This is a genomic window from Cupriavidus sp. C2SS-8b (genome assembly GCF_057073745.1).
The window spans coordinates 2,850,064-2,869,674 of the sequence record NZ_CP172716.1; the positions used below are offsets into that span (position 1 = coordinate 2,850,064).

The 19,611-nt window shown below is 65.5% G+C and carries 16 protein-coding genes; 9 read left to right on the forward strand and 7 right to left on the reverse strand.

What is annotated here, in order from left to right:
* Positions 1 to 8: 8 nt before the first annotated feature.
* Together rpmG and nadB are read left to right on the forward strand one after the other, a co-directional pair.
* Complete coding sequence (gene rpmG / locus ACIGJB_RS13190; RefSeq protein WP_010814980.1) at positions 9 to 179, forward strand: 50S ribosomal protein L33; 171 nt, start codon at positions 9 to 11, stop codon at positions 177 to 179.
* Positions 180 to 388: 209 nt separating this feature from the next.
* Positions 389 to 1,975, forward strand: coding sequence for an L-aspartate oxidase (gene nadB / locus ACIGJB_RS13195; protein WP_483732323.1), 1,587 nt, complete (start codon positions 389 to 391; stop codon positions 1,973 to 1,975).
* Positions 1,976 to 2,049: 74 nt separating this feature from the next.
* Here nadB and nadC read toward each other — a convergent pair whose 3' ends face one another.
* The 6 genes from nadC to purN form a co-directional block, all read right to left on the reverse strand.
* Complete coding sequence (gene nadC, locus ACIGJB_RS13200) at positions 2,050 to 2,913, reverse strand: carboxylating nicotinate-nucleotide diphosphorylase (RefSeq protein ID WP_483730236.1); 864 nt, start codon at positions 2,911 to 2,913, stop codon at positions 2,050 to 2,052.
* Positions 2,910 to 4,064, reverse strand: coding sequence for a quinolinate synthase NadA (gene nadA, locus ACIGJB_RS13205; RefSeq protein ID WP_483730237.1), 1,155 nt, complete (start codon positions 4,062 to 4,064; stop codon positions 2,910 to 2,912). Before nadA ends, nadC begins: the two co-directional genes overlap by 4 nt.
* Positions 4,065 to 4,196: 132 nt before the next feature.
* The gene (locus ACIGJB_RS13210) at positions 4,197 to 5,387 is read right to left on the reverse strand and encodes a DesA family fatty acid desaturase (RefSeq protein ID WP_483730238.1); all 1,191 of its coding nucleotides are present in this window, start codon (positions 5,385 to 5,387) and stop codon (positions 4,197 to 4,199) included.
* 364 nt (positions 5,388 to 5,751) lie between these two features.
* Positions 5,752 to 7,128: a mechanosensitive ion channel family protein gene (locus ACIGJB_RS13215; protein WP_483730239.1), complete on the reverse strand. Its 1,377-nt coding sequence runs from the start codon at positions 7,126 to 7,128 to the stop codon at positions 5,752 to 5,754.
* Positions 7,129 to 7,200: 72 nt separating this feature from the next.
* Positions 7,201 to 8,595 carry an RsmB/NOP family class I SAM-dependent RNA methyltransferase gene (locus ACIGJB_RS13220; RefSeq protein WP_483730240.1) on the reverse strand — a complete coding sequence of 465 codons (1,395 nt, stop codon included), beginning with the start codon at positions 8,593 to 8,595 and terminating at the stop codon, positions 7,201 to 7,203.
* A complete protein-coding gene (purN, locus tag ACIGJB_RS13225) occupies positions 8,592 to 9,257 on the reverse strand; it encodes a phosphoribosylglycinamide formyltransferase (RefSeq protein ID WP_483730241.1) in 666 nt (221 codons plus the stop codon). Before purN ends, ACIGJB_RS13220 begins: the two co-directional genes overlap by 4 nt.
* A gap of 236 nt (positions 9,258 to 9,493) precedes the next feature.
* Here purN and ACIGJB_RS13230 point away from each other — a divergent pair, with 236 nt between their 5' ends.
* Complete coding sequence (locus ACIGJB_RS13230) at positions 9,494 to 10,153, forward strand: response regulator (RefSeq protein WP_483709138.1); 660 nt, start codon at positions 9,494 to 9,496, stop codon at positions 10,151 to 10,153.
* A 26-nt stretch (positions 10,154 to 10,179) separates the two neighbouring features.
* Here ACIGJB_RS13230 and ACIGJB_RS13235 read toward each other — a convergent pair whose 3' ends face one another.
* The gene (locus ACIGJB_RS13235; RefSeq protein WP_483730242.1) at positions 10,180 to 11,985 is read right to left on the reverse strand and encodes a hybrid sensor histidine kinase/response regulator; all 1,806 of its coding nucleotides are present in this window, start codon (positions 11,983 to 11,985) and stop codon (positions 10,180 to 10,182) included.
* Positions 11,986 to 12,204: 219 nt separating this feature from the next.
* Here ACIGJB_RS13235 and ACIGJB_RS13240 point away from each other — a divergent pair, with 219 nt between their 5' ends.
* The 6 genes from ACIGJB_RS13240 (at position 12,205) to dut (ending at position 19,604) form a co-directional block, all read left to right on the forward strand.
* Positions 12,205 to 13,206 (forward strand): bifunctional riboflavin kinase/FAD synthetase, encoded by a 1,002-nt coding sequence (locus ACIGJB_RS13240; RefSeq protein ID WP_483709140.1) that lies wholly within the window; start codon positions 12,205 to 12,207, stop codon positions 13,204 to 13,206.
* A 133-nt stretch (positions 13,207 to 13,339) separates the two neighbouring features.
* Positions 13,340 to 16,231, forward strand: a complete 2,892-nt coding sequence (gene ileS / locus ACIGJB_RS13245; protein ID WP_483730243.1) for an isoleucine--tRNA ligase — start codon at positions 13,340 to 13,342, stop codon at positions 16,229 to 16,231.
* A complete protein-coding gene (gene lspA, locus ACIGJB_RS13250) occupies positions 16,231 to 16,782 on the forward strand; it encodes a signal peptidase II (RefSeq protein ID WP_483730244.1) in 552 nt (183 codons plus the stop codon). Before ileS ends, lspA begins: the two co-directional genes overlap by 1 nt.
* 78 nt (positions 16,783 to 16,860) lie before the next feature.
* Entirely contained in the window at positions 16,861 to 18,063 is a 1,203-nt protein-coding gene (coaBC, locus tag ACIGJB_RS13255) for a bifunctional phosphopantothenoylcysteine decarboxylase/phosphopantothenate--cysteine ligase CoaBC (protein ID WP_483730245.1), read from the forward strand.
* Between the two features lie 6 nt (positions 18,064 to 18,069).
* Positions 18,070 to 19,095, forward strand: coding sequence for an LLM class flavin-dependent oxidoreductase (locus ACIGJB_RS13260; protein WP_483730246.1), 1,026 nt, complete (start codon positions 18,070 to 18,072; stop codon positions 19,093 to 19,095).
* Positions 19,096 to 19,103: 8 nt separating this feature from the next.
* Positions 19,104 to 19,604 (forward strand): dUTP diphosphatase, encoded by a 501-nt coding sequence (dut, locus tag ACIGJB_RS13265; RefSeq protein WP_483730247.1) that lies wholly within the window; start codon positions 19,104 to 19,106, stop codon positions 19,602 to 19,604.
* The last annotated feature ends 7 nt before the right edge of the window (positions 19,605 to 19,611 follow it).

Below are 19,611 nucleotides of genomic sequence, written 5' to 3' on the forward strand. Positions count from 1 at the left end.
AGTACATCATGGCAAGCAAGGGCGGCCGCGACAAAATCAAGCTGGAATCGACCGCAGGTACGGGTCACTTCTACACCACCACCAAGAACAAGCGCACCATGCCGGAAAAGATGGAGATCATGAAGTTCGATCCCGTCGCCCGCAAGCACGTCGCTTACAAGGAAACCAAGATCAAGTAATTGATCCGGATTCCAGCCAGAAAGCCCCGCCACCGCGGGGCTTTTTTGTTTTTGTGGCGCCAACGCGGCTTATGTCGCGCAGCACGGCTAGCCGCACCGCTTTTTGACCCTTGCACCAGCGACGGCGCTGATGCGTGAGGGCACCCCGGGGTGTAGACTTTCGAGCTTTCCCTCCAATGCCGCGCACCCGCGCGGGCACCTCCTGCACCATGAACTTCGACGTCGCCATCGTAGGCAGCGGGCTGGCCGGTCTCACGGTCGCGCTGCAACTGGCCGACACCCACCGGGTTGTCATCCTCAGCAAGCGCGCCATGACGCATGGCGCCAGCGATTGGGCCCAGGGCGGCATTGCCGCGGTGCTGGATTCAGGCGACAGCCATGACGAGCACACGCAGGACACGCTCGTCGCCGGCGCCGGCCTTTGCGATGAAGAAGCCACGCGCTTTATCGTCGAGCACGGGCGGGAAGCCATCCAGTGGCTGATCGATCGCGGCGTGCCGTTCACCCGGGACGAACAGGCCGAACTCGGCTATCACCTGACCCGCGAAGGCGGACACAGCCGTCGCCGCATCATCCACGCCGCCGATGCGACCGGCCATGCCGTCGTCAGCACGCTGTCTGAGCAGGCACGCCAGCATCCGAACATCACGATCCTGGAAGACCAGTTCGCCGTCGACCTGATCACCTCGCGCAAGCTCGGGCTACCTGGCAACCGCTGCTACGGCCTGTATGTGCTCGACGACAGCAGCGGCGAGGTTCGCACCATCACCGCGACGCACACGGTGCTGGCCGCCGGCGGTGCCGGCAAGGTCTACCTGTACACCACCAATCCTGACACGGCCACTGGCGACGGCATCGCCATGGCGTGGCGCGCGGGTTGCCGGGTGTCGAACATGGAGTTCATCCAGTTCCATCCGACCTGCCTGTACCACCCCTATGCCAAGTCCTTCCTGATCTCGGAAGCCGTGCGCGGCGAAGGCGGGCTGCTGAAGCTGCCTGACGGCACCCGCTTCATGCCCGAACACGATGAGCGCGCCGAACTTGCGCCGCGTGATGTCGTGGCGCGCGCGATCGACTTCGAAATGAAGAAGCGTGGCCTGGACTGCGTCTACCTCGACATCACGCACCAGCCCGAGGCCTTCCTCAAGGAACATTTCCCCACCATCCATGCGCGCTGCCTGGAGTTGGGCATCGACATCGCGCGCGAGCCGATTCCCGTGGTCCCGGCCGCACACTACACGTGCGGCGGCGTGGTGACCGATACCGCGGGCCGCACCGATATCGGCAACCTCTATGCCGTAGGGGAAACCGCCTGCACGGGCCTGCACGGCGCCAACCGGCTGGCATCGAATTCACTGCTGGAGTGCATGGTCATCGGCCGCGCCGCCGCCACCGACATTGCAGGCCAGGACAAGGCCGGCTTGCCGGATCTCACGCTGCCGGCCTGGGACGAGAGCCGCGTCTCGGACGCCGACGAGGAAGTCGTGGTCTCCCACAACTGGGACGAATTGCGCCGCATGATGTGGAACTATGTCGGCATCGTGCGCACCAGCAAGCGGCTGGAGCGCGCGCAGCACCGCATCCGCCTGCTGCGCGAGGAGATCGCCGAGTACTACGCGAATTTCCGCGTCACGCGCGACCTGCTCGAACTGCGCAATCTGGTCGAGGTCGCCTCGTTGATCGTCGATAGCGCGTATTCGCGTCACGAAAGCCGCGGTCTCCATTTCAGCCGCGACTATCCGGAGACCCTGCCCAAGGCGCTGCCCACCGTGATGCAGCCGGCGCGCAAGCGCTGACAGGCAGCAGCCCGCAAGTCAGCATGCAAAACGGCCCGCATCGAGCGGGCCGTTTTGTTCTGCGCGGTCAGCGATCAGCCGATGATGCGCAGCGAGAAATCGGTGGCGCGCACATCCTTGGTGAGCGCCCCCACCGAGATGCGGTCCACGCCGGTCTCGGCAAAGGTGCGAATGGTCTCGGCATTGACGCCGCCCGATACCTCCAGCAGCGCGCGGCCGGCATTGACGCGCACGGCATCATGCATCATCGGCACCGTGAAGTTGTCGATCAGGATGGACGTGGCGCCGGCAGCCAGCGCTTCCTCCAGTTCCGCCAGCGATTCCACCTCGACCTGGATCGTCGCATCGGCACCAAGCGCCAGGGCGGCTTGCATCGCCGCCGTGATGCTGCCGGCCGCCGCAATGTGGTTTTCCTTGATCAGGATGCCATCATAGAGCGCCAGCCGCTGGTTCTCGCCACCGCCCACCCGGACTGCGTACTTCTGCGCCAGTCGCAGGCCCGGCAATGTCTTGCGGGTGTCCAGCACGCGCGCACGCGTCCCGGCGATCAGGTCGGCATAGCGTCGCGTGACCGTGGCCACGCCGGACAGCAGTTGCAGGAAATTCAGCGCGGGCCGCTCGGCAGTCAGCAGCGCGCGCGCGGGTCCGGTGATTTCACAGACGACCGAATCGGGTGCCATGCGGGCGCCCTCTTCCTGCTTCCAGCTCACCACCAGACGTTCGTCGATGGCCTTCATGCAGGCGGCGAACCACGGCTGACCACAAAGCACCGCCTGCTCGCGCACGATCACCCGCGCCAGCGCCTGCTTGTCCGCCGGCACCAGCAGGCCGGTCAGGTCACCGCTGCCGACGTCTTCGGCAATGGCCGCGCCGACGTTCGCTTCCAGCGCCGCCTTCAGCGCCGGACCATAGCTATCGAAAATCGGATTCACGCTCATGCCGGGCCGATTCCCTGGAACAACGCCTGTTCCTTCGCCAGGTCAGCCACCGGGCGGACATTGGCCTTCTGCTGCGCGGCGAAATCCAGCATGCGGTTGATGCAGACCACGGCCTGGCGGCCCGTAGCCGGATCCACGTGGATCTCGTTGCGGCCGGTCTCGAGTACCTCGGCCAGGTTCGACAGCGCGTTCATCGCCATCCACGGGCAATGCGCGCAGCTCTTGCACGTGGCGCTGTTGCCCGCAGTCGGCGCTTCGATGAAGTGCTTGCCCGGCGCCGCCATCCGCATCTTGTGCAGAATGCCGTTGTCCGTCGCCACGATGAATTCGGTCGCGTCCATTTCCTGCGCGGCGGCAATCATCTGCGACGTGGACCCAACCACATCCGCCTGCGCCACCACGTTGGCCGGGGACTCTGGATGCACCAGGATCTTGGCGTTGGGAAACTCGCGTCGCAGCAGGTCCAGCTCGACGCCCTTGAATTCGTCATGCACGAGGCAGGAGCCCTGCCACAGCAGCATGTCGGCACCGGTCTGCTTCTGGATATAGCCGCCGAGGTGCTTGTCCGGTGCCCACAGGATCCTTTCGCCGCGCGCATGCAGGTGTTCGACGATCTTCAGGCCGATGCTGGAGGTCACCATCCAGTCGGCCCGGGCCTTCACCGCCGCGCTGGTATTGGCGTACACAACCACGGTGCGGTCCGGATGCGCGTCGCAGAAGGCAGCGAACTCGTCGGCGGGGCAACCCAGGTCCAGCGAACAGGTCGCATCCAGATCCGGCATCAGGATGGTCTTTTCCGGGCTCAGGATCTTGGCGGTCTCGCCCATGAAGCGCACGCCGGCCACCACCAGGGTCTGGGCCGAATGGTCACGGCCGAAGCGGGCCATTTCCAGCGAGTCCGAGACACATCCGCCGGTTTCCTCGGCCAGGTCCTGCAGGTCGGCATCGACGTAATAGTGCGCGACCAGCACAGCGTTGCGCTCTTTCAGCAAGCGCCTGATGCGCGCCTTGAGCGCCTGCCGTTCGTCGGGAGAGAGCACCGGGGGCACCTTGGCCCAGGCATGGGCCACGCAGCTGCCGCCGGCGGCGTTGTCGGTATCCGCGAGGTTCGGCTTTTCGAACTCGACGGTCTTAATCGATTGGGGGGTCATCTCCGGTACTCCTCGTGGCCCTCGCGCATGCAACTTCATGCGGGCGGCCAGAACATGGGGGAGTTTATCTAAAACAAAAGGCCCCGCCATGGGCGGGGCCTTGTGTAGCCATTCGGGCGCGGGCCGATTGTATCAGGCGTAGCGGCGCAGGCGCAGCGAAAAATCGTGCAGCGCCTGGATTCCGCTGGCCTCGGCACGATGGCACCAGGCCTGCAGTTGCTGCAGCAGCTGCTCGCGCGTCAGGTTGGAACGGCCCCAGATGGCGGCCAGCTCACGTCGCATTTCCACGAAGGTGTGCAGCGACTTGCTCTGTTCGACGATGCTGGCCAGTTGCTGGCGCTGCGGCGCGGCCAGCTTGGTCTCTTCGCGGTGGAACCACTTGCCAGCCGGCTTGAGGGTGCGGTACTCGGCGCCGCGGCCTTCCTTGAGTTGCTCCAGTTCCTGGCGGAATGCGCTCTTCAAGGCTTTGGCGTAGCGCGCCATCACGTCATAGCGATTGGCGATGATGGCTTCCAGCGTGTTGTCGTCGACCGGACGCGCTTCCACGAGCCGGGCCTTGGGCGGCGTTTTCTTCACCTTGGCCAACCCCACGGCCTGCATGGCGCGGATATAGCCCCAACCCACATCGAACTCGTACCATTTGATCGAGAACTTGGCCGAAGTCGGATAGGTGTGATGGTTGTTATGCAGCTCTTCGCCACCAATGATCAGGCCCCACGGCGACACATTGGTCGAGGCGTCTTCGCAATCGTAGTTGCGATAGCCCCACCAGTGGCCAAGGCCATTGATGATGCCGGCGGCGTGGATCGGGATCCACAGCATCTGCACAGCCCAGACCGTCATGCCGATCACGCCGAACAGGGCCAGGTCGATAATCAGCATCAGGCCGACGCCTTGCCAGCCGAAGCGCGAATACACATTGCGCTCGACCCAGTCGTTGGGGCAGCCGTGGCCGAACTTGGCAATGGTTTCCTTGTTCTTCGACTCGGCGCGATACAGCTCGGCGCCTTCCAGCAGCACCTTGCGGATGCCACGGGTCTGCGGGCTGTGCGGATCGTCTTCGGTCTCGCACTTGGCGTGGTGCTTGCGGTGGATGGCAGTCCACTCGCGGGTGACCATGCCCGTGGTCAGCCAGAGCCAGAAGCGGAAGAAATGCTGGGCAATCGGGTGCAGGTCCAGCGATCGATGCGCCATGCAACGATGCAGGAAGATGGTGACCCCGGCGATGGTGATGTGCGTCATCACCAGCGTGTAGATCACGATCTCCCACCAGGACCAGTTGGCAAGGCCATTGGCGGCCCAGTCAAGAATAATGTCGAACAAACTCTGTTCTCCGTCGGTTAAACAGGGGCATTCCTTTGCGGCTGCCCCGGCGCCGTGCACAACGCGCAGAAAAAAGACTGCAAATCTACTGATTGCGATATGGTCTGGCGTCTGCCAGGGACCGGCCATTTCTTGGCGGGAACCCCCGGCGCGCAGTTCCGGCGCCGGCGGTTGGCAGGCGGGACAGGCACGAGCCGCTGCAATCTGGCGGCTGTCGGTGTGGGGACGCAGGATGCTCGCAACCCGCGACAACCCGGCATTCTACCGGATTGCGCAAGCCTGAGTCATACGCTTTTTCCCGGAGTTTGACGAGGTGCCGCGATTTTTGTTCCCTTGTGCGGCTCTTGCCTGTTTCTTTATGAAGTCATGCCGATTTGGCCACTTCCACGGGTGGCGCGGAAACCTCATCGACCGAGTGGAGTTCCTGCGGCGCATTGAGCACGCGGATTTCCCGCTGCGGATACGGGATCGAAATCCGGTGTTCGCGCAGCGTACGCCAGATGGCGCGGTTCATGGCCGACTGCACGCCGAGCTTGCCGTTCTGCGGATCGGCAATATAGACGGCTACCTCATATTCGATGCCGCTGTCCGCGAACATCACCAGAAATGCCGCTGGCGCAGGGTCCTTCAGTACGCGTGGCAGTTCGCGCACGCATTCGGTCAGCAGCATGATCACGGTTTCGGGATCCGCCGCGTAATCGGCCTGCACCCGCGTCGCCACGCGGACATGCGTGTTGGAAAACGAGTGGTTCTGCACCGACTGCGCCACCAACTGCTCGTTAGGCACCAGGGTCTCGCCGTCGCCGTTGCGCACCACCGTGTAGCGGGTGCGGATCTGCGAGACGGTACCGGAGTACTTGTCCACCGTAATCTGGTCGCCCAGCTTGACCGAGCGGTCGAGCAGGATGATGAAGCCCGAAATGTAGTTGCTGGCGATCTTTTGCAGGCCAAGACCCAGGCCGACGCCAAGCGCACCGCCGAACACGGACAGCACGGTCAGGTCGATGCCCACCAGCGACAGGCTCAGCAGCAGCGAAACCAGCAGCAGCAGCGCCTTGGAAATGCGGGTCAGCACGACCTTCAGGTTCACGTCGAGACTGGCCGAGCGCATCAGGCGCTCTTCCAGCCAGGACCCGAACCACATGGCGATCAGCACCGTCAGCAGGATCCACACGATCGCCATCAGGATGTCCGCCAGGCTCACCTTCTGCTTGCCCAGCGAGAAGCGCATGGCCTCCATCCATCCCGTCACGTCGGAAAGCAGGCCGAGGACGTAAAGTGCCATGGCCACCCAGACCAGCGTGGTCAGCACTTTCTCGACCAATAGCAGCATGCCCTGCAACTGGCCGCTGCCGGACAGGACGCGCCGCAGGATATAGAACGTGAAGTACAGCGAGGTGATGCCGAACAACGGCACAAGCGCCAGCCGCAGCACGCTGATCGCCATCATGGGCTCCAGCGCGAAACGGGCCGTCATCACCAGCAGCCAGCCGAACAGCGGGAACATGGCCCGCTCAAGACTGGCTGCGGCGAAGCGCAGCGAGAAGCTTGAAGATGCGTAACGATCCTCTAGCCGTTTGACGATAAAGCGCGCGAGCGGCCACGCCGCCAGCAGGCAGCCGCCCAGCACGACAAGCTGCCAGATAAAGCCGGGGCCGCCCGCATCCCGGAGCAGGTCGTCGAGCATCCTGCCGAATGTCGAGTGCGTGGCCGTCAAGCCGGCCAATGGGTTTCCGCTCATGGAGGATCTGCCTGGGATACCTTGCTGCCGCACCGGTCGGCGCGCTTACCGCGCGACGACCGGTGGGAGGGATTACTGCGTACGCTCCAGGACCGCGGCGAAGAAGCCGTCGGTCTGGTGCAGGTGGGGATACAACGCGAACATGCCGCCTTCCGTCGGCAAGTCAGGCACTTCGATCTTCTGCTCGGCCAGCACCTCTGCGACCGGAACCAGCCGGAAATTCGGGTGGGAGGCGAGGAAGCTGCGCACGATGGCCTCGTTTTCGGCTTCCAGCACGCTGCATGTGGCGTAGACCACGCGGCCGCCGCCTTTCACGAGGCGTGCCGCCGCGTCCAGGATCGCGCTCTGCTTCGCGGTCAGCTCCAGCACCGATTCCGGGCTCTGGCGCCATTTCAGATCCGGATTGCGCCGCAGCGTGCCAAGCCCGCTGCAGGGCGCATCGACGAGCACGCGGTCGATCTTGCCGGCCAGGCGCTTGACCTTGGCGTCGCGTTCCGAATCGATCAGCACGGGATGCACATTCGACAGCCCGCTACGCGCCAGGCGCGGCTTGAGATTGGCGAGGCGCTTCTCAGATACATCAAACGCGTACAGGCGGCCGGTCGAGCGCATCGCCGCGCCGAGCGCCAGCGTCTTGCCGCCGGCGCCCGCGCAGAAATCCACCACCATCTCGCCGCGCTTCGGCGCGACCAGGCTGCACAGCAGCTGGCTGCCCTCGTCCTGGACCTCCACCAGCCCATTCACGAACAGCGGCAACTGGTTCAACGCCGGCTTGCCTTGCAGTCGGATGCCGGCCGGCGCCATCGGCGTGGGCTCGGCGCGCAGGCCGGCTTCTTCCAGCTCGGCCAGCACGGCTTCGCGGGTGGCCTTGCCAAGATTCACGCGCAGATCCAGCGGAGCCGGGCGCAACCATGCATCCCCCAGTGCCGAAGCAAACGCTTCGCCGTGCTGTGCCACCAGGTTATCGAACAGCCATTCCGGCAGGTTCGCCCGCACGCGGGGCGACAGGCTGGCGCGCTCGATGGTGGTCAGGCGATCGAGCCACTCGCCTTCCTCCGGATACAGGAAAGGCGAAAGCACATCGCGGCCAAGGGTTGCCGCCAGACCCAGCAGCGCCAGGCGGCGCGACGCCGCGCCGGTGCCACTTTCGGCAAACTGGCCGAACTCCACGCGGCGGCGCAGCACCGCGTAGACCGCCTCGGCGATGATGCCGCGTTCGCGATGGCCGAGCTTGGGGTTTTCGCGAAAGTAATAGCTCACCACGGCATCGGCCGGGCGCGCGAACAGCATGACTTTGCCAAGCAAGCGGTCGATATGTTGGATGTGCGTAGCGTGAAGTCCGCTCGGGGAACGTACCTGCTGACCGTCCGCACCGGGGGCCTTGCGAATAGGACTGGACTTGCGGGCCCGCGCAGGCTGGCGGGAATCCTTGGGCGCCGGGCGCGCCCCGGTCTGATGACGACTCATGGCTTTGCTCCTGCCGCCGGTACACCGGCGGAGATGGCCATAAGCAGTTGAGGCTCGGCCGGATTGACGTGAACGACCCCGTTCTGGACCAGCAGGCGTCCTTCGACAAACCATTGGACGGCACGGGGATAAATCAGGTGCTCGCAATCGAGCAGGCGGTTGGCGAGACTCTCGGGCGTATCGACTGGCAATACATCGAGAGCCGCCTGAATCACAATAGGACCATGATCCAATTCAGGCGTGACGAAATGCACGGTGGCACCGTGCAGCTTCACGCCGGCGTCGAGCGCCTGCTTGTGGGTATTCAGGCCAGGGAAGCAAGGCAGCAGCGACGGATGGATATTGAGCAGGCGGCCGGCATAGTGATCCACGAAGCCCGTGGTCAGGATGCGCATGAAGCCCGCAAGCACGACCAGGTCAGGTGCATAACCATCGATAGCCTCCGCCAGTGCCGCGTCGAAGCTCGCGCGATCGGAATACTGCCGGTGGTCGACCACGCTGGTGGCGATGCCGTGGTCCTTTGCAAACTGCAGCCCGGCCGCGTCAGGCCGGTTGGAAATTACCGCAGCGATGCGCGCCGGCCACCCGCCGGCCGCGCAGGCCTGGACGATGGCTTCCATATTGGAGCCCCGCCCTGAAATCAGGATGACGATTTTTTTCATCGCGCAATTCTACCAAGGGCAGGCACCAAACTCCGGCAAACCCAAACCATCGGGCGCCTAATTCGCCAGAATCGGAGCCGGGACACTGCAACGGGCACGCGACAGTGAAGCCCCAAAGACCCGTTTGATAGATTGTGACGCCTCGCACCCTCTGATAGAGTGGCCCCTACGTCCACGCTCCAGTTTTGTGCAAGCTGGTGACAACAAGGACGAAACGGGAAATTACGGGAATTAGCATGTCGAACGCTGCACCGACGTTGTTGGTGGTCGATGATCATCCGATGGCCTTGTCAGGCACTACTGCATTCCTGACGGAGGTGATGCCAGATGTTGCAGTCCATGCCGCCGGCAGCGCCCGGGAAGCGCTGACGAGCCTGCAGCAAGGCCTGCGCCCGGATATCGTCCTGCTTGATATCTGGCTGAACGACGGCACCGGCTTCGATGCCATGCAGTCCTTCAAGACGGTCATTCCAGGCGCGCGGTTCATTTTCATGTCGGCGGAAGCCACGCCCGAAATCGTCGGACGCGCCCGCGCCCTGGCCGCCTGTGGTTTCGTGGGCAAGCATCTGGACGCGCACGCCTTCACCTCCGCGGTGCGCAAAGTGCTCGCCGGCGATACGTCGTTTCCGACCGATGAAGCGCTCAGCGGACGCGCCCAGTCCTTTGGACCGGCTCACGGCATCCCCGTGACACCTGCCGAGCTTGGCCTGACGCCGCGCCAGGGTTCGGTGCTTGCGCTGGTGCTGGAAGGATTGCCGAACAAGGTGATCGCGCGGCGGCTCGGACTGACCGAAAACACCGTAAAGGAGCACGTTTCGGCCATCCTCCAGCGGCTCGGTGTCCGGACGCGCATGCAGGTCATGTCCCGCATGGAACGCTTCCGCCTGCGTCAGTAAGGCCGTCCAGCTTTCAAACCCGGCTTTCAGGCCGCGGAGCGCAGCCAGCGGCGCAGCAGTACGCGCAGCGATGCCGGGTCCACCGGCTTCGACAAGACGAAATATCCCGCATCCTCAGCCGCCGCCAGCGCGGCGGATTTCAGGTCGCCCGTCAGCAGGGCGCTACGCGCCTGCGGCTGGGTGTTTTGCCAGCGTTCCAGCAGATCCAGGCCATTTTCGCTGCCCGGCAGGCGCAGATCACAGAAGATGATGTCCGGTCGCAAACCCATCGCAAACAGCTTGTCGGCTTCCACGCCATGGGCAGCACAGGCCACCCGGATGCCCCACGCCTCCATCAACGCAATCCACGCCTTGCGGATCTGCGTATCGTCGTCGACCACCAGGACCGTGCCTTGGAGCTTGTCCGGCCTGGAATCCTCGGCCGCCGCCATGGCGCGCATTTCACGCACGCTGGCCACTGTCTCGGCCGGCACCGGGGGCAGCGCGAACCAGAACACCGAGCCCTTGCCGGGCACCGACCGCACGCCATACGTGCCGCGCATCAGGCGCACGCATTCCTTGAAGATGGCCAACCCCAGCCCCAAGCCTTGCGACGGGTCTCGCTGCGGGTTATGGACCTGGTAGTAGGGTGAAAAGATGTCCGGCAGGTGGTCAGGCAATATGCCGGCTCCGGTATCCCATACTTCCAGCCGCACATGCTTGCGGCGCTGGCGCGCGGTGATCAATACCCCGCCGCGCTTCGTATAGCGCAAGGCGTTCTGCACCAGGTTGAACAGCGCGCGGCGCAGCAGCACCGGCTCGGCCATGGCATAAAGCTCGTCCGGCACGCGCGGCGTCAAGGTGAGCCCGCTGTCGCGCGCATCGGCGGCGAACTGGCTCATGACGTCGCGGATCAATCCGGTCAATTCACACGGTTCGAGGGTGGGCAGTACCTTGCGGCCCTCCAGCTTGGACAGATCCAGCAAAGAGCGGAACAACAGGTCGATGGTCTGTGTACCGGCCGCCACCTGCTCCACGAGCGGATGGAGCACCGTGGACTGGTTGCGCGCGCGCAACGCTTCCACCAGCATCACCAGCGCATGAACCGGCTGCCGCAGGTCGTGGCTGGCCGCGGCCAGGAAGCGCGATTTCTCCTCGCTCGCATGCAGCGCACGTTCCTTCTCTTCCTGGAATTGCTGGGCCAGCCGGCGGCTGTCGCCCTCCAGCTGAATCGCCCTGACCAGCGTGCCCTGCAGGCCGACTGCGTGGCGTCCCAGCATCAGCGCATAGATGACCAGGAGTAACTGCACGTAAATGCCGTGCCCCGGAAACGCAATCTCGGCCAGCAACAGGTTCGGGACCAGTACGGGCACGCCGGCATAGACCAGGTTCGACGGCACGGGAGCCTGCGATACCGCCCCGCCCGCCAGAACGCCGAGACTGAGCAGGTACAGCACGCTCGAGAAGAGCGTAGAGCCCGTATACATATGGAGCAGAGCCGAACTGCCCCAGGTCAGCCCGGTCAGGAAAGCCACGGCGCGCATATTGCCCCACCACTTCCTGGTGTGCGCCGAACGGCTCATGGCAGCGCCGTCGCGCTGGTAGCCCAGGTAGAACCACACGCCGCCGCCGGCCAGCAACAACATCACCGCGCCCCAGCCGAGCAGCGCGGCGTGGTCGGCGGAATCCCAGAAAGCGAAGATGGTCAGCGCTGGCAGCAGTACCGCCGCCAGCGTGCCCGACGGCGACCCCTTGTGGACGATCGCCATCAGTTTCGCGCGCGTCTCGGTATCTAGCGGGGCGCCGGCAGGCGGCAGGAATCGCGGCAACAGCCGGTTGAGCAGCGCGTTCAAGGGAAATGTGTGGGATCGAGGCTTGGACGCGTCGGCAGCCAAGGCCGCGCGTCTGGACTGGCGCCTATCATGCCGCCTTTTGCCCTATCGCGCCACGACGACAGGACGATTGCGCCACAAAAACCGCGGCGGTCGACGACACATGGGCGCCCGGCAGGGGCAATCGGACCCATTCGCCTTATAATGCCCGCTTTACCCGAAACATTTCCCGCCGTCCCCGTGAAAGTCTTCCGCGGCCTGCCCAACGCCGAGAGCCGGGCGCCTTGCGCCCTCACCATCGGCAATTTCGACGGTGTGCATCGCGGCCACCAGTCGCTGCTTGCGCGCGCACGCGCGGCAGCCGACGCGCGCGGCCTGCCGCTGTGCGTGATGACGTTCGAGCCGCATCCGCGCGAATTCTTCACGCCGGACAAGGCCCCGGCCCGCATCGCCCTGCTGCGCGACAAGCTCGAGAGCCTGCGACGCAACGGCGTGGATCGCGTGGTGGTGGAGCACTTCAACGCCCACTTCGCGGGCCAGTCGCCGCAGGCGTTCGTCGAGAACGTGCTGTGGCATGGCTTGCACGCGCGCTGGGTGCTGGTGGGTGACGATTTCCGCTTCGGCGCCAAGCGCGCCGGCGATTTCGCCTACCTGCAGGACGCAGGCCAGCGCTTCGGCTTCGACGTGGAGCAGATGGGCTCGGTATCCGAGGGCGGTATCCGCATTTCCAGCTCCGCGGTGCGCCAGGCGCTGGCCGATGGCGACCTTGAGCACGCGCGCCGCCTGCTCGGCCATGGCTATGCCATCAGCGGTCACGTGATCCACGGCCGCAAGCTGGGCCGCGACCTGGGCTTTCCGACGCTGAACCTTCGCATCTCGCACAAGCGGCCGGCGGTCAACGGCATCTTTGTCGTGCAGGTGCACGGCATTGCCGAGCATCCGTTGCCCGGCGTGGCCAGCATCGGCGTGCGCCCGACCATCGAGGACGCCGGCCGCGTGCTGCTGGAAGTCCACCTGTTCGACGTCAACGAGAACCTGTACGGCAAGCTGATCCGGGTCGAGTTCATGAAGAAGCTGCGCGATGAAGCGCGTTTCGATAACCTGGAAGAACTGACCGCGGCCATCGCCAAGGATAGCGCCGACGCGCGCGCCTTCTTCGGCCTGACCGCGCCGGACGCCTCCACCGGCCGCGCCGAGGGCGCTGGCGGCTTCGCCACGTCCGCCACCGACCGAATTAGCTAGCGGCCCGGCACCCCGCGGTGCCGGTTCGCGCTCCGCCCTATCCAGTCTTTCCTGCGCGCACGCCCCAGTGCGATCCATGCGTGGCCAGATCAACGGCCCGGTGCGCGCCAAACGAATTGCCCCGAGAATCCACATGTCCAACGACAAACGCGCCAAGCCCGAGAAAAGCAAATATCCGGTCAACCTGCTGGACACCACCTTCCCGATGCGCGGCGACCTGCCCAAGCGCGAGCCGCAGTGGGTCAAGCAGTGGCAGGACAAGCAGCTCTACAAGAAGATCCGCGCGGCGCGCAAGGGCGCCAAGAAGTTCGTGCTGCACGATGGCCCCCCGTATGCCAACGGCGACATCCACATCGGCCACGCGGTCAACAAGGTCTTGAAGGACATGATCGTCAAGGCGCGCGGGCTGACCGGCCTGGACGCCGTCTACGTGCCGGGCTGGGACTGCCACGGCATGCCGATCGAGATCCAGATCGAGAAGCAGTTCGGCAAGGGCCTGCCGGTGCAGGAAGTCCAGGCCAAGGCCCGCGCCTACGCCACCGAGCAGATCAAGCGCCAGATGGTGGACTTCGAGCGCCTGGGCGTGCTCGGCGACTGGGACCACCCCTACCTGACCATGAACTACAGCAACGAGGCCGACGAGATCCGGGCCCTCGGCAAGATCATGGAAAAGGGCTACGTGTTCCGCGGCCTCAAGCCGGTCAACTGGTGCTTCGACTGCGGCTCGGCGCTGGCCGAGGCCGAGGTCGAGTACAAGGACAAGGTCGACCTGTCGATCGACGTGGGCTTCCCGTTCGCCGACACCGACAAGCTCGCGCACGCCTTCAAGGTGCCGTTCGAGCAGCTCGGCGCCAAGCCGGGCTGGATCGTGATCTGGACCACCACGCCGTGGACGATCCCGAGCAACCAGGCGCTCAACGTGCATCCGGAAGTCGAGTACGCGCTGGTCGACACCCCGCGCGGCTTCCTGATCCTGGCGACCGAACGCGTCGAGGAACAGCTCAAGGTCTACGAACTGGAAGGCAAGGTTGTCGCGACCACTACCGGCGCCGCGCTGTCGGAAATCCGCTTCCACCACCCGCTGGCCAAGATGGACGCCGGCTATGACCGCCTGTCGCCGATCTACCTCGGCGACTACGTGACCACCGACACCGGCTCGGGCATCGTGCACTCGGCCCCTGCCTATGGCGTGGAAGACTTCCAGTCGTGCAAGGCGCACGGCATGAGCGACCACGACATCATCAGTCCGGTCATGGGTAACGGCGTGTACGCCGGCACGCTGCCGCTGTTCGGCGGCCTGTCGATCTGGGATGCGAACCCGAAGATCGTCGAGGTGCTGAAGGCATCGGGCAACCTGTTCAACTCGCACAAGTACACCCACAGCTATATGCACTGCTGGCGTCACAAGACGCCGATCATCTACCGCGCCACCTCCCAATGGTTCGCTGGCATGGATGTCGATCCGGTCGAGCACGACGGCAAGCCGGTGCCGACGCTGCGCGAAACCGCGCTGGCGGGCATCGAGGCTACCGAGTTCTTCCCGTCGTGGGGCAAGCAGCGCCTGCACAACATGATCGCCAACCGCCCGGACTGGACGCTGTCGCGCCAGCGCCAGTGGGGTGTGCCGATGGCCTTCTTCCTGCACAAGGAAACCGGCGCGCTGCACCCGCGCACGCCGGAGCTGCTGGAAGAAGTGGCAAAGCGCGTCGAGCAGCACGGCATCGAAGCCTGGCAAACGCTGGACCCGAAGGAACTGCTCGGCGCCGAGGCCGACCAGTACGAGAAGAACCGCGACACGCTCGACGTGTGGTTCGATTCGGGCACCACGCACTGGACCGTGATCCGCGGCTCGCACCGCGAAGACCTGTACGACCCGTCGGCCGATGAAGCCGATGGCCGCCTGGCGGACCTGTACCTGGAAGGCTCGGACCAGCACCGCGGCTGGTTCCATTCGTCGCTGCTGACCGCGTCGATGCTGTATGGCAAGCCGCCGTACAAGGCGCTGCTGACGCACGGCTTCACCGTCGACGGCGAAGGCCGCAAGATGTCGAAGTCCGTCGGCAACACCGTGTCGCCGCAGGACATCGCGAACAAGATGGGCGCCGAGATCATCCGCCTGTGGGTGGCCTCGACCGACTACTCGGGCGAACTGTCGATCTCCGACGAGATCCTCAAGCGCGTGGTGGAAAGCTATCGCCGCATCCGCAATACGCTGCGCTTCCTGCTGTCGAACCTGTCCGACTACGATCATGCCAAGCACGCGCTGCCGGCTTCGGAATGGCTGGAGATCGACCGCTACGCCGTGGCATTGTCCGAGCGCCTGCAGAAGGAAGTGCTGTCGCACTACGACGCGTACGAGTTCCACCCGGTGGTGGCCAAGCTGCAGACCTTCTGCTCGGAGGATCTCGGCGGCTTCTACCTCGACGTGCTGAAGGACCGCCTGTACACCACGGCGCCTGACTCGAAGGACCGCCGTGCGGCACAGAACGCGCTGTACCACATCACGCAGGCCATGCTGCACTGGATGGCACCGTTCCTGTCGTTCACCGCCGAGGAAGCGTGGCAAGTGTTTGCGCACGGCACCGGCCACACCGACACCATCTTCACGAGCACCTACTACACGCTGCCGGAAGTGGACCAGGCCGACGACCTGCTGCAGAAGTGGCACACCCTGCGCGAAGTCCGCGCGGAAGTCACGAAGCAGCTTGAGGCAGTGCGCGTCGAAGGCGCGATCGGATCGTCGCTGCAGGCCGAGGTCAACATCCAGGCCGGCGGCGCGGTGCTGGCCGCGCTGCAGAGCCTTGGCGACGACCTGCGTTTCGTGCTTCTGACGTCCGCGGCCACCGTCACGCCCGCGCCCGAAGCCGGCGACCTGCTCGTCACGGTGGCAGCTTCGACGCACGCGAAGTGCGAACGCTGCTGGCACTACCGCGCCGACGTTGGCCAGAACCCCGACCATCCGACCCTTTGCGGCCGCTGCGACAGCAACCTGTTCGGCGCCGGTGAACACAGGAGCCATGCCTGATGGCATCGTCCACGACCCGTTCCGCCCGCCCGGCACGCCGCAATAACAAGGCGTCGGGCCACAACAACAAGGCCTCGGGCAACGCCACGCCGCTGCTGTGGATGGCGTTCGCCCTGCTGGTGGTGGTGCTGGACCAGTTCTTCAAGATCGTCATCGTGCGTACCTTCACGTACGGCGAATCGCGCCCGGTGACGCGCTTCTTCAACATGGTCCTGGTCTACAACAAGGGCGCGGCGTTCAGCTTCCTGGCCGATGCCGGCGGCTGGCAGCGCTGGTTCTTTACCGGGCTCGGGCTCGTGGTCGGCGCGTTCATCGTCTGGCTGCTTTACCGCCATACGGGCCAGCGCCTGTTCTGCTTCGCCGTGTCGCTGATTCTGGGGGGCGCCGTGGGCAACGTGGTCGACCGCGTGGTCTACGGGCATGTGATCGACTTCCTCGATTTCTACGTGCGCAACTACCACTGGCCGGCCTTCAACGTGGCCGACTGCGCCATCACCGTCGGCGCGGTGCTGCTGGTCGTCGACGAGCTGCGGCGCGTTCGTCGGCACTGAGCCGGCACGAAGCCGCCCCCGGCAGCCCGCGCGGGCTGCCGGTATCATGCCGACACCCCTTTCTTTGACGAGTCCCCCATGGATTTGCGCGGCAAGCACATCGTTCTCGGCCTGACCGGCGGCATCGCCTGCTACAAGTCGGCCGAGCTGGTCCGCCTGCTGACCAAGGCCGGCGCCACGGTACAGGTGGCGATGACCGAGGCGGCGACCCATTTCATCACCCCGGTCACGATGCAGGCCCTTTCGGGCCGCCCGGTGTTCCTGTCGCAGTGGGATGCGCGCGTCGACAACAACATGGCGCACATCGACCTCTCGCGCGAGGCCGACGCCATCGTGATCGCGCCCGCATCAACCGACTTCCTGGCCAAGCTGGCCAATGGCCTGTGCGACGACCTGCTCACCACGCTGTGCATCGCGCGCGACTGCCCGCTGCTCGTGGCACCGGCCATGAACCGCCAGATGTGGGCCGCCGCGCCCACGCAGCGCAATGCGGCGCAACTGCGCACGGACGGCGTGGTCATCCTGGGCCCCGGCAGCGGCGACCAGGCCTGCGGCGAAGTCGGCGACGGCCGCATGCTGGAACCCGAAGAACTGCTCGATGACCTGATCGCCTTCTTCCAGCCCAAGCCGCTGGCGGGAAAGCGTGTCTTGATCACCGCGGGCCCGACCTTCGAGGCCATCGACCCGGTGCGCGGCATCACCAATCTTTCGTCGGGCAAGATGGGCTTCTCCATCGCCCGCGCCGCACGCGAAGCCGGCGCCGAGGTGCTGCTGGTGGCCGGCCCGACCGCCCTGCCCACGCCGCGCGGCGTGGTGCGCACCGATGTGCGCAGCGCCCAGCAGATGCACGATACGGTGCTGGCCCAGCTGCGCGACGTGAACGTCTTCATCGCGGTCGCGGCCGTGGCCGACTGGCGCCCCGCCGAGGTGGCGCAGCAGAAGCTGAAGAAGGCCAACGATACCGATACGCCGACGCTGCAGTTCGTGCAGAACCCGGACATCCTGGCGACCGTCGCCGGACGCGCCGATGCGCCCTACTGCGTCGGCTTTGCCGCGGAGAGCGAGAACCTGGAGCAGTACGGCGAGCAGAAGCGCCAGCGCAAGGGCGTGCCGCTGCTGGTGGGCAATATCGGCCACCATACCTTCGGCCTCGACGACAACGAGATCGTACTGTTCGATGCCGCCGGCATGACCCGGCTGCCGCGCGCCGACAAGCTCACGCTGGCGCGCCAGCTCGTCGCGGCCATCGGCCAGCGCCTGCCGGTCCGCGCCCAACCCTGACGCATCATGACCGCGACCAAACCCCGCCTGCGCCTGTCCGTGCTCGACCAGAGCCCGGTCATCGCCGGCCACACCGCGCGGGATGCGCTGGCTGCCACCGTGGAACTGGCGCAGATGGCCGACGCGCTTGGCTACACGCGCTACTGGTGCGCCGAGCACCATGGCCTTCGCGGCGTCTGTAACCCAGCGCCGGAAGTCATGCTGGCGCGCATTGGCAGCGTCACGCAGCGCATCCGGCTGGGCTCGGGCGGCGTCATGCTGCCCTACTACAGCCCGTTCAAGGTGGCCGAGCAGTTCCGCATGCTCGAAGGCCTGTTCCCGAACCGCATCGACCTCGGCGTGGGCCGGGCGCCCGGCGGCGACCTGCGCACGGCGCAGGCGGTGGCGATGGGCCAGTACGACCGCGGCGCGCAGTTCGAGGAGCAGGTGCGCGACCTTTCGTGCCTGCTGCGCGGCGACGTGCCGCCCGGCCATCTGGCCGAGGGCGTGCTGCTCCAGCCCGTGGTCGATACGCAGCCTGAACTGTGGATACTGGGCTCCAGCGACTACGGCGGCGCATTGGCCGCGCGGCTGGGGTTGCGGCTCGCGTTTGCGCATTTCATCAACGCGCACACAGGCCATCATGTCGCACGGCAGTATCGCGAGGACTTCCAGCCAGGCTATGAGGCCCAGCCTTACAGCGCCGCCGCGATCTTCGTGATCTGCGCCGACACCGACGCCGAAGCGGCCGAACTGGAACGCGCCGTGGACCTGCGGCGGCTGCAGATGGCCTATGGGGTCAACGCGCCGATCCCGTCGTTGGAACAGGCCGATAGCCATGTCCCGACCGAGCGCGACCAGCTCATCATCGAGCGCGAGCGCCCGCGCACGATTTGCGGCACGCCCGAACGCGTGACCGAGCGCATGCTGGCCCTGCGCGAGCAGTTCGCCGCCGACGAGCTGGTGGTGCTGAGCGTGACCGCGACCTATGCCGCCCGGCTGCGCACGTACGAATTGCTGGCCGAGGCGTTTGAACTGAATTCCGAAAACTGAATCTCGAAATGAGCCACGAACTGAACCCGTCCGTCGAAATCAAGGTGCTGGATTCCCGCCTGAACGAGTGGGGCCTGCCCGCCTACCAGAGCGACATGGCGGCCGCCATCGACCTGCACGCCTGCGTCGACGCACCGGTGTCGATCGCAGCGGGCACCGCCGCGCAACTGGTGCCGGCCGGCATCGCCGTGCACATGGGCAATCCGTACATGGCAGCGACCATCGTGCCGCGCTCGGGCCTGGGGCACAAGAAAGGCCTGGTGCTGGGCAATTCGATCGGCGTGATCGACGCCGACTACCAGGGCCAGATCATGGTCAGCGTGTGGAACCGCAACGCACCCGGCACCGAGCCCATCGTGATCCAGCCCGGCGAGCGCATCGCGCAGATGATGTTCGTGCCCGTGCTGCGCCCGGTGTTCACGACGGTCGAAGAGTTCTCGGAAAACAGCGAGCGCGGCGCCGGCGGTTTTGGTTCCACCGGCGTGCATCACGCCAAGGCCAGCGCCTGACGCTGCC

Bases quoted from the DNA above. Each gene is read 5' to 3' on its own strand.
- rpmG (WP_010814980.1), top strand. From the start codon at position 9: ATGGCAAGCAAGGGCGGCCGCGACAAAATCAAGCTGGAATCGACCGCA.
- nadB (WP_483732323.1), top strand. From the start codon at position 389: ATGAACTTCGACGTCGCCATCGTAGGCAGCGGGCTGGCCGGTCTCACG.
- nadC (WP_483730236.1), bottom strand. From the start codon at position 2,913: ATGAGCGTGAATCCGATTTTCGATAGCTATGGTCCGGCGCTGAAGGCG.
- nadA (WP_483730237.1), bottom strand. From the start codon at position 4,064: ATGACCCCCCAATCGATTAAGACCGTCGAGTTCGAAAAGCCGAACCTC.
- ACIGJB_RS13215 (WP_483730239.1), bottom strand. From the start codon at position 7,128: ATGAGCGGAAACCCATTGGCCGGCTTGACGGCCACGCACTCGACATTC.
- ACIGJB_RS13220 (WP_483730240.1), bottom strand. From the start codon at position 8,595: ATGAGTCGTCATCAGACCGGGGCGCGCCCGGCGCCCAAGGATTCCCGC.
- purN (WP_483730241.1), bottom strand. From the start codon at position 9,257: ATGAAAAAAATCGTCATCCTGATTTCAGGGCGGGGCTCCAATATGGAA.
- ACIGJB_RS13230 (WP_483709138.1), top strand. From the start codon at position 9,494: ATGTCGAACGCTGCACCGACGTTGTTGGTGGTCGATGATCATCCGATG.
- ileS (WP_483730243.1), top strand. From the start codon at position 13,340: ATGTCCAACGACAAACGCGCCAAGCCCGAGAAAAGCAAATATCCGGTC.
- lspA (WP_483730244.1), top strand. From the start codon at position 16,231: ATGGCATCGTCCACGACCCGTTCCGCCCGCCCGGCACGCCGCAATAAC.
- coaBC (WP_483730245.1), top strand. From the start codon at position 16,861: ATGGATTTGCGCGGCAAGCACATCGTTCTCGGCCTGACCGGCGGCATC.
- ACIGJB_RS13260 (WP_483730246.1), top strand. From the start codon at position 18,070: ATGACCGCGACCAAACCCCGCCTGCGCCTGTCCGTGCTCGACCAGAGC.
- dut (WP_483730247.1), top strand. From the start codon at position 19,104: ATGAGCCACGAACTGAACCCGTCCGTCGAAATCAAGGTGCTGGATTCC.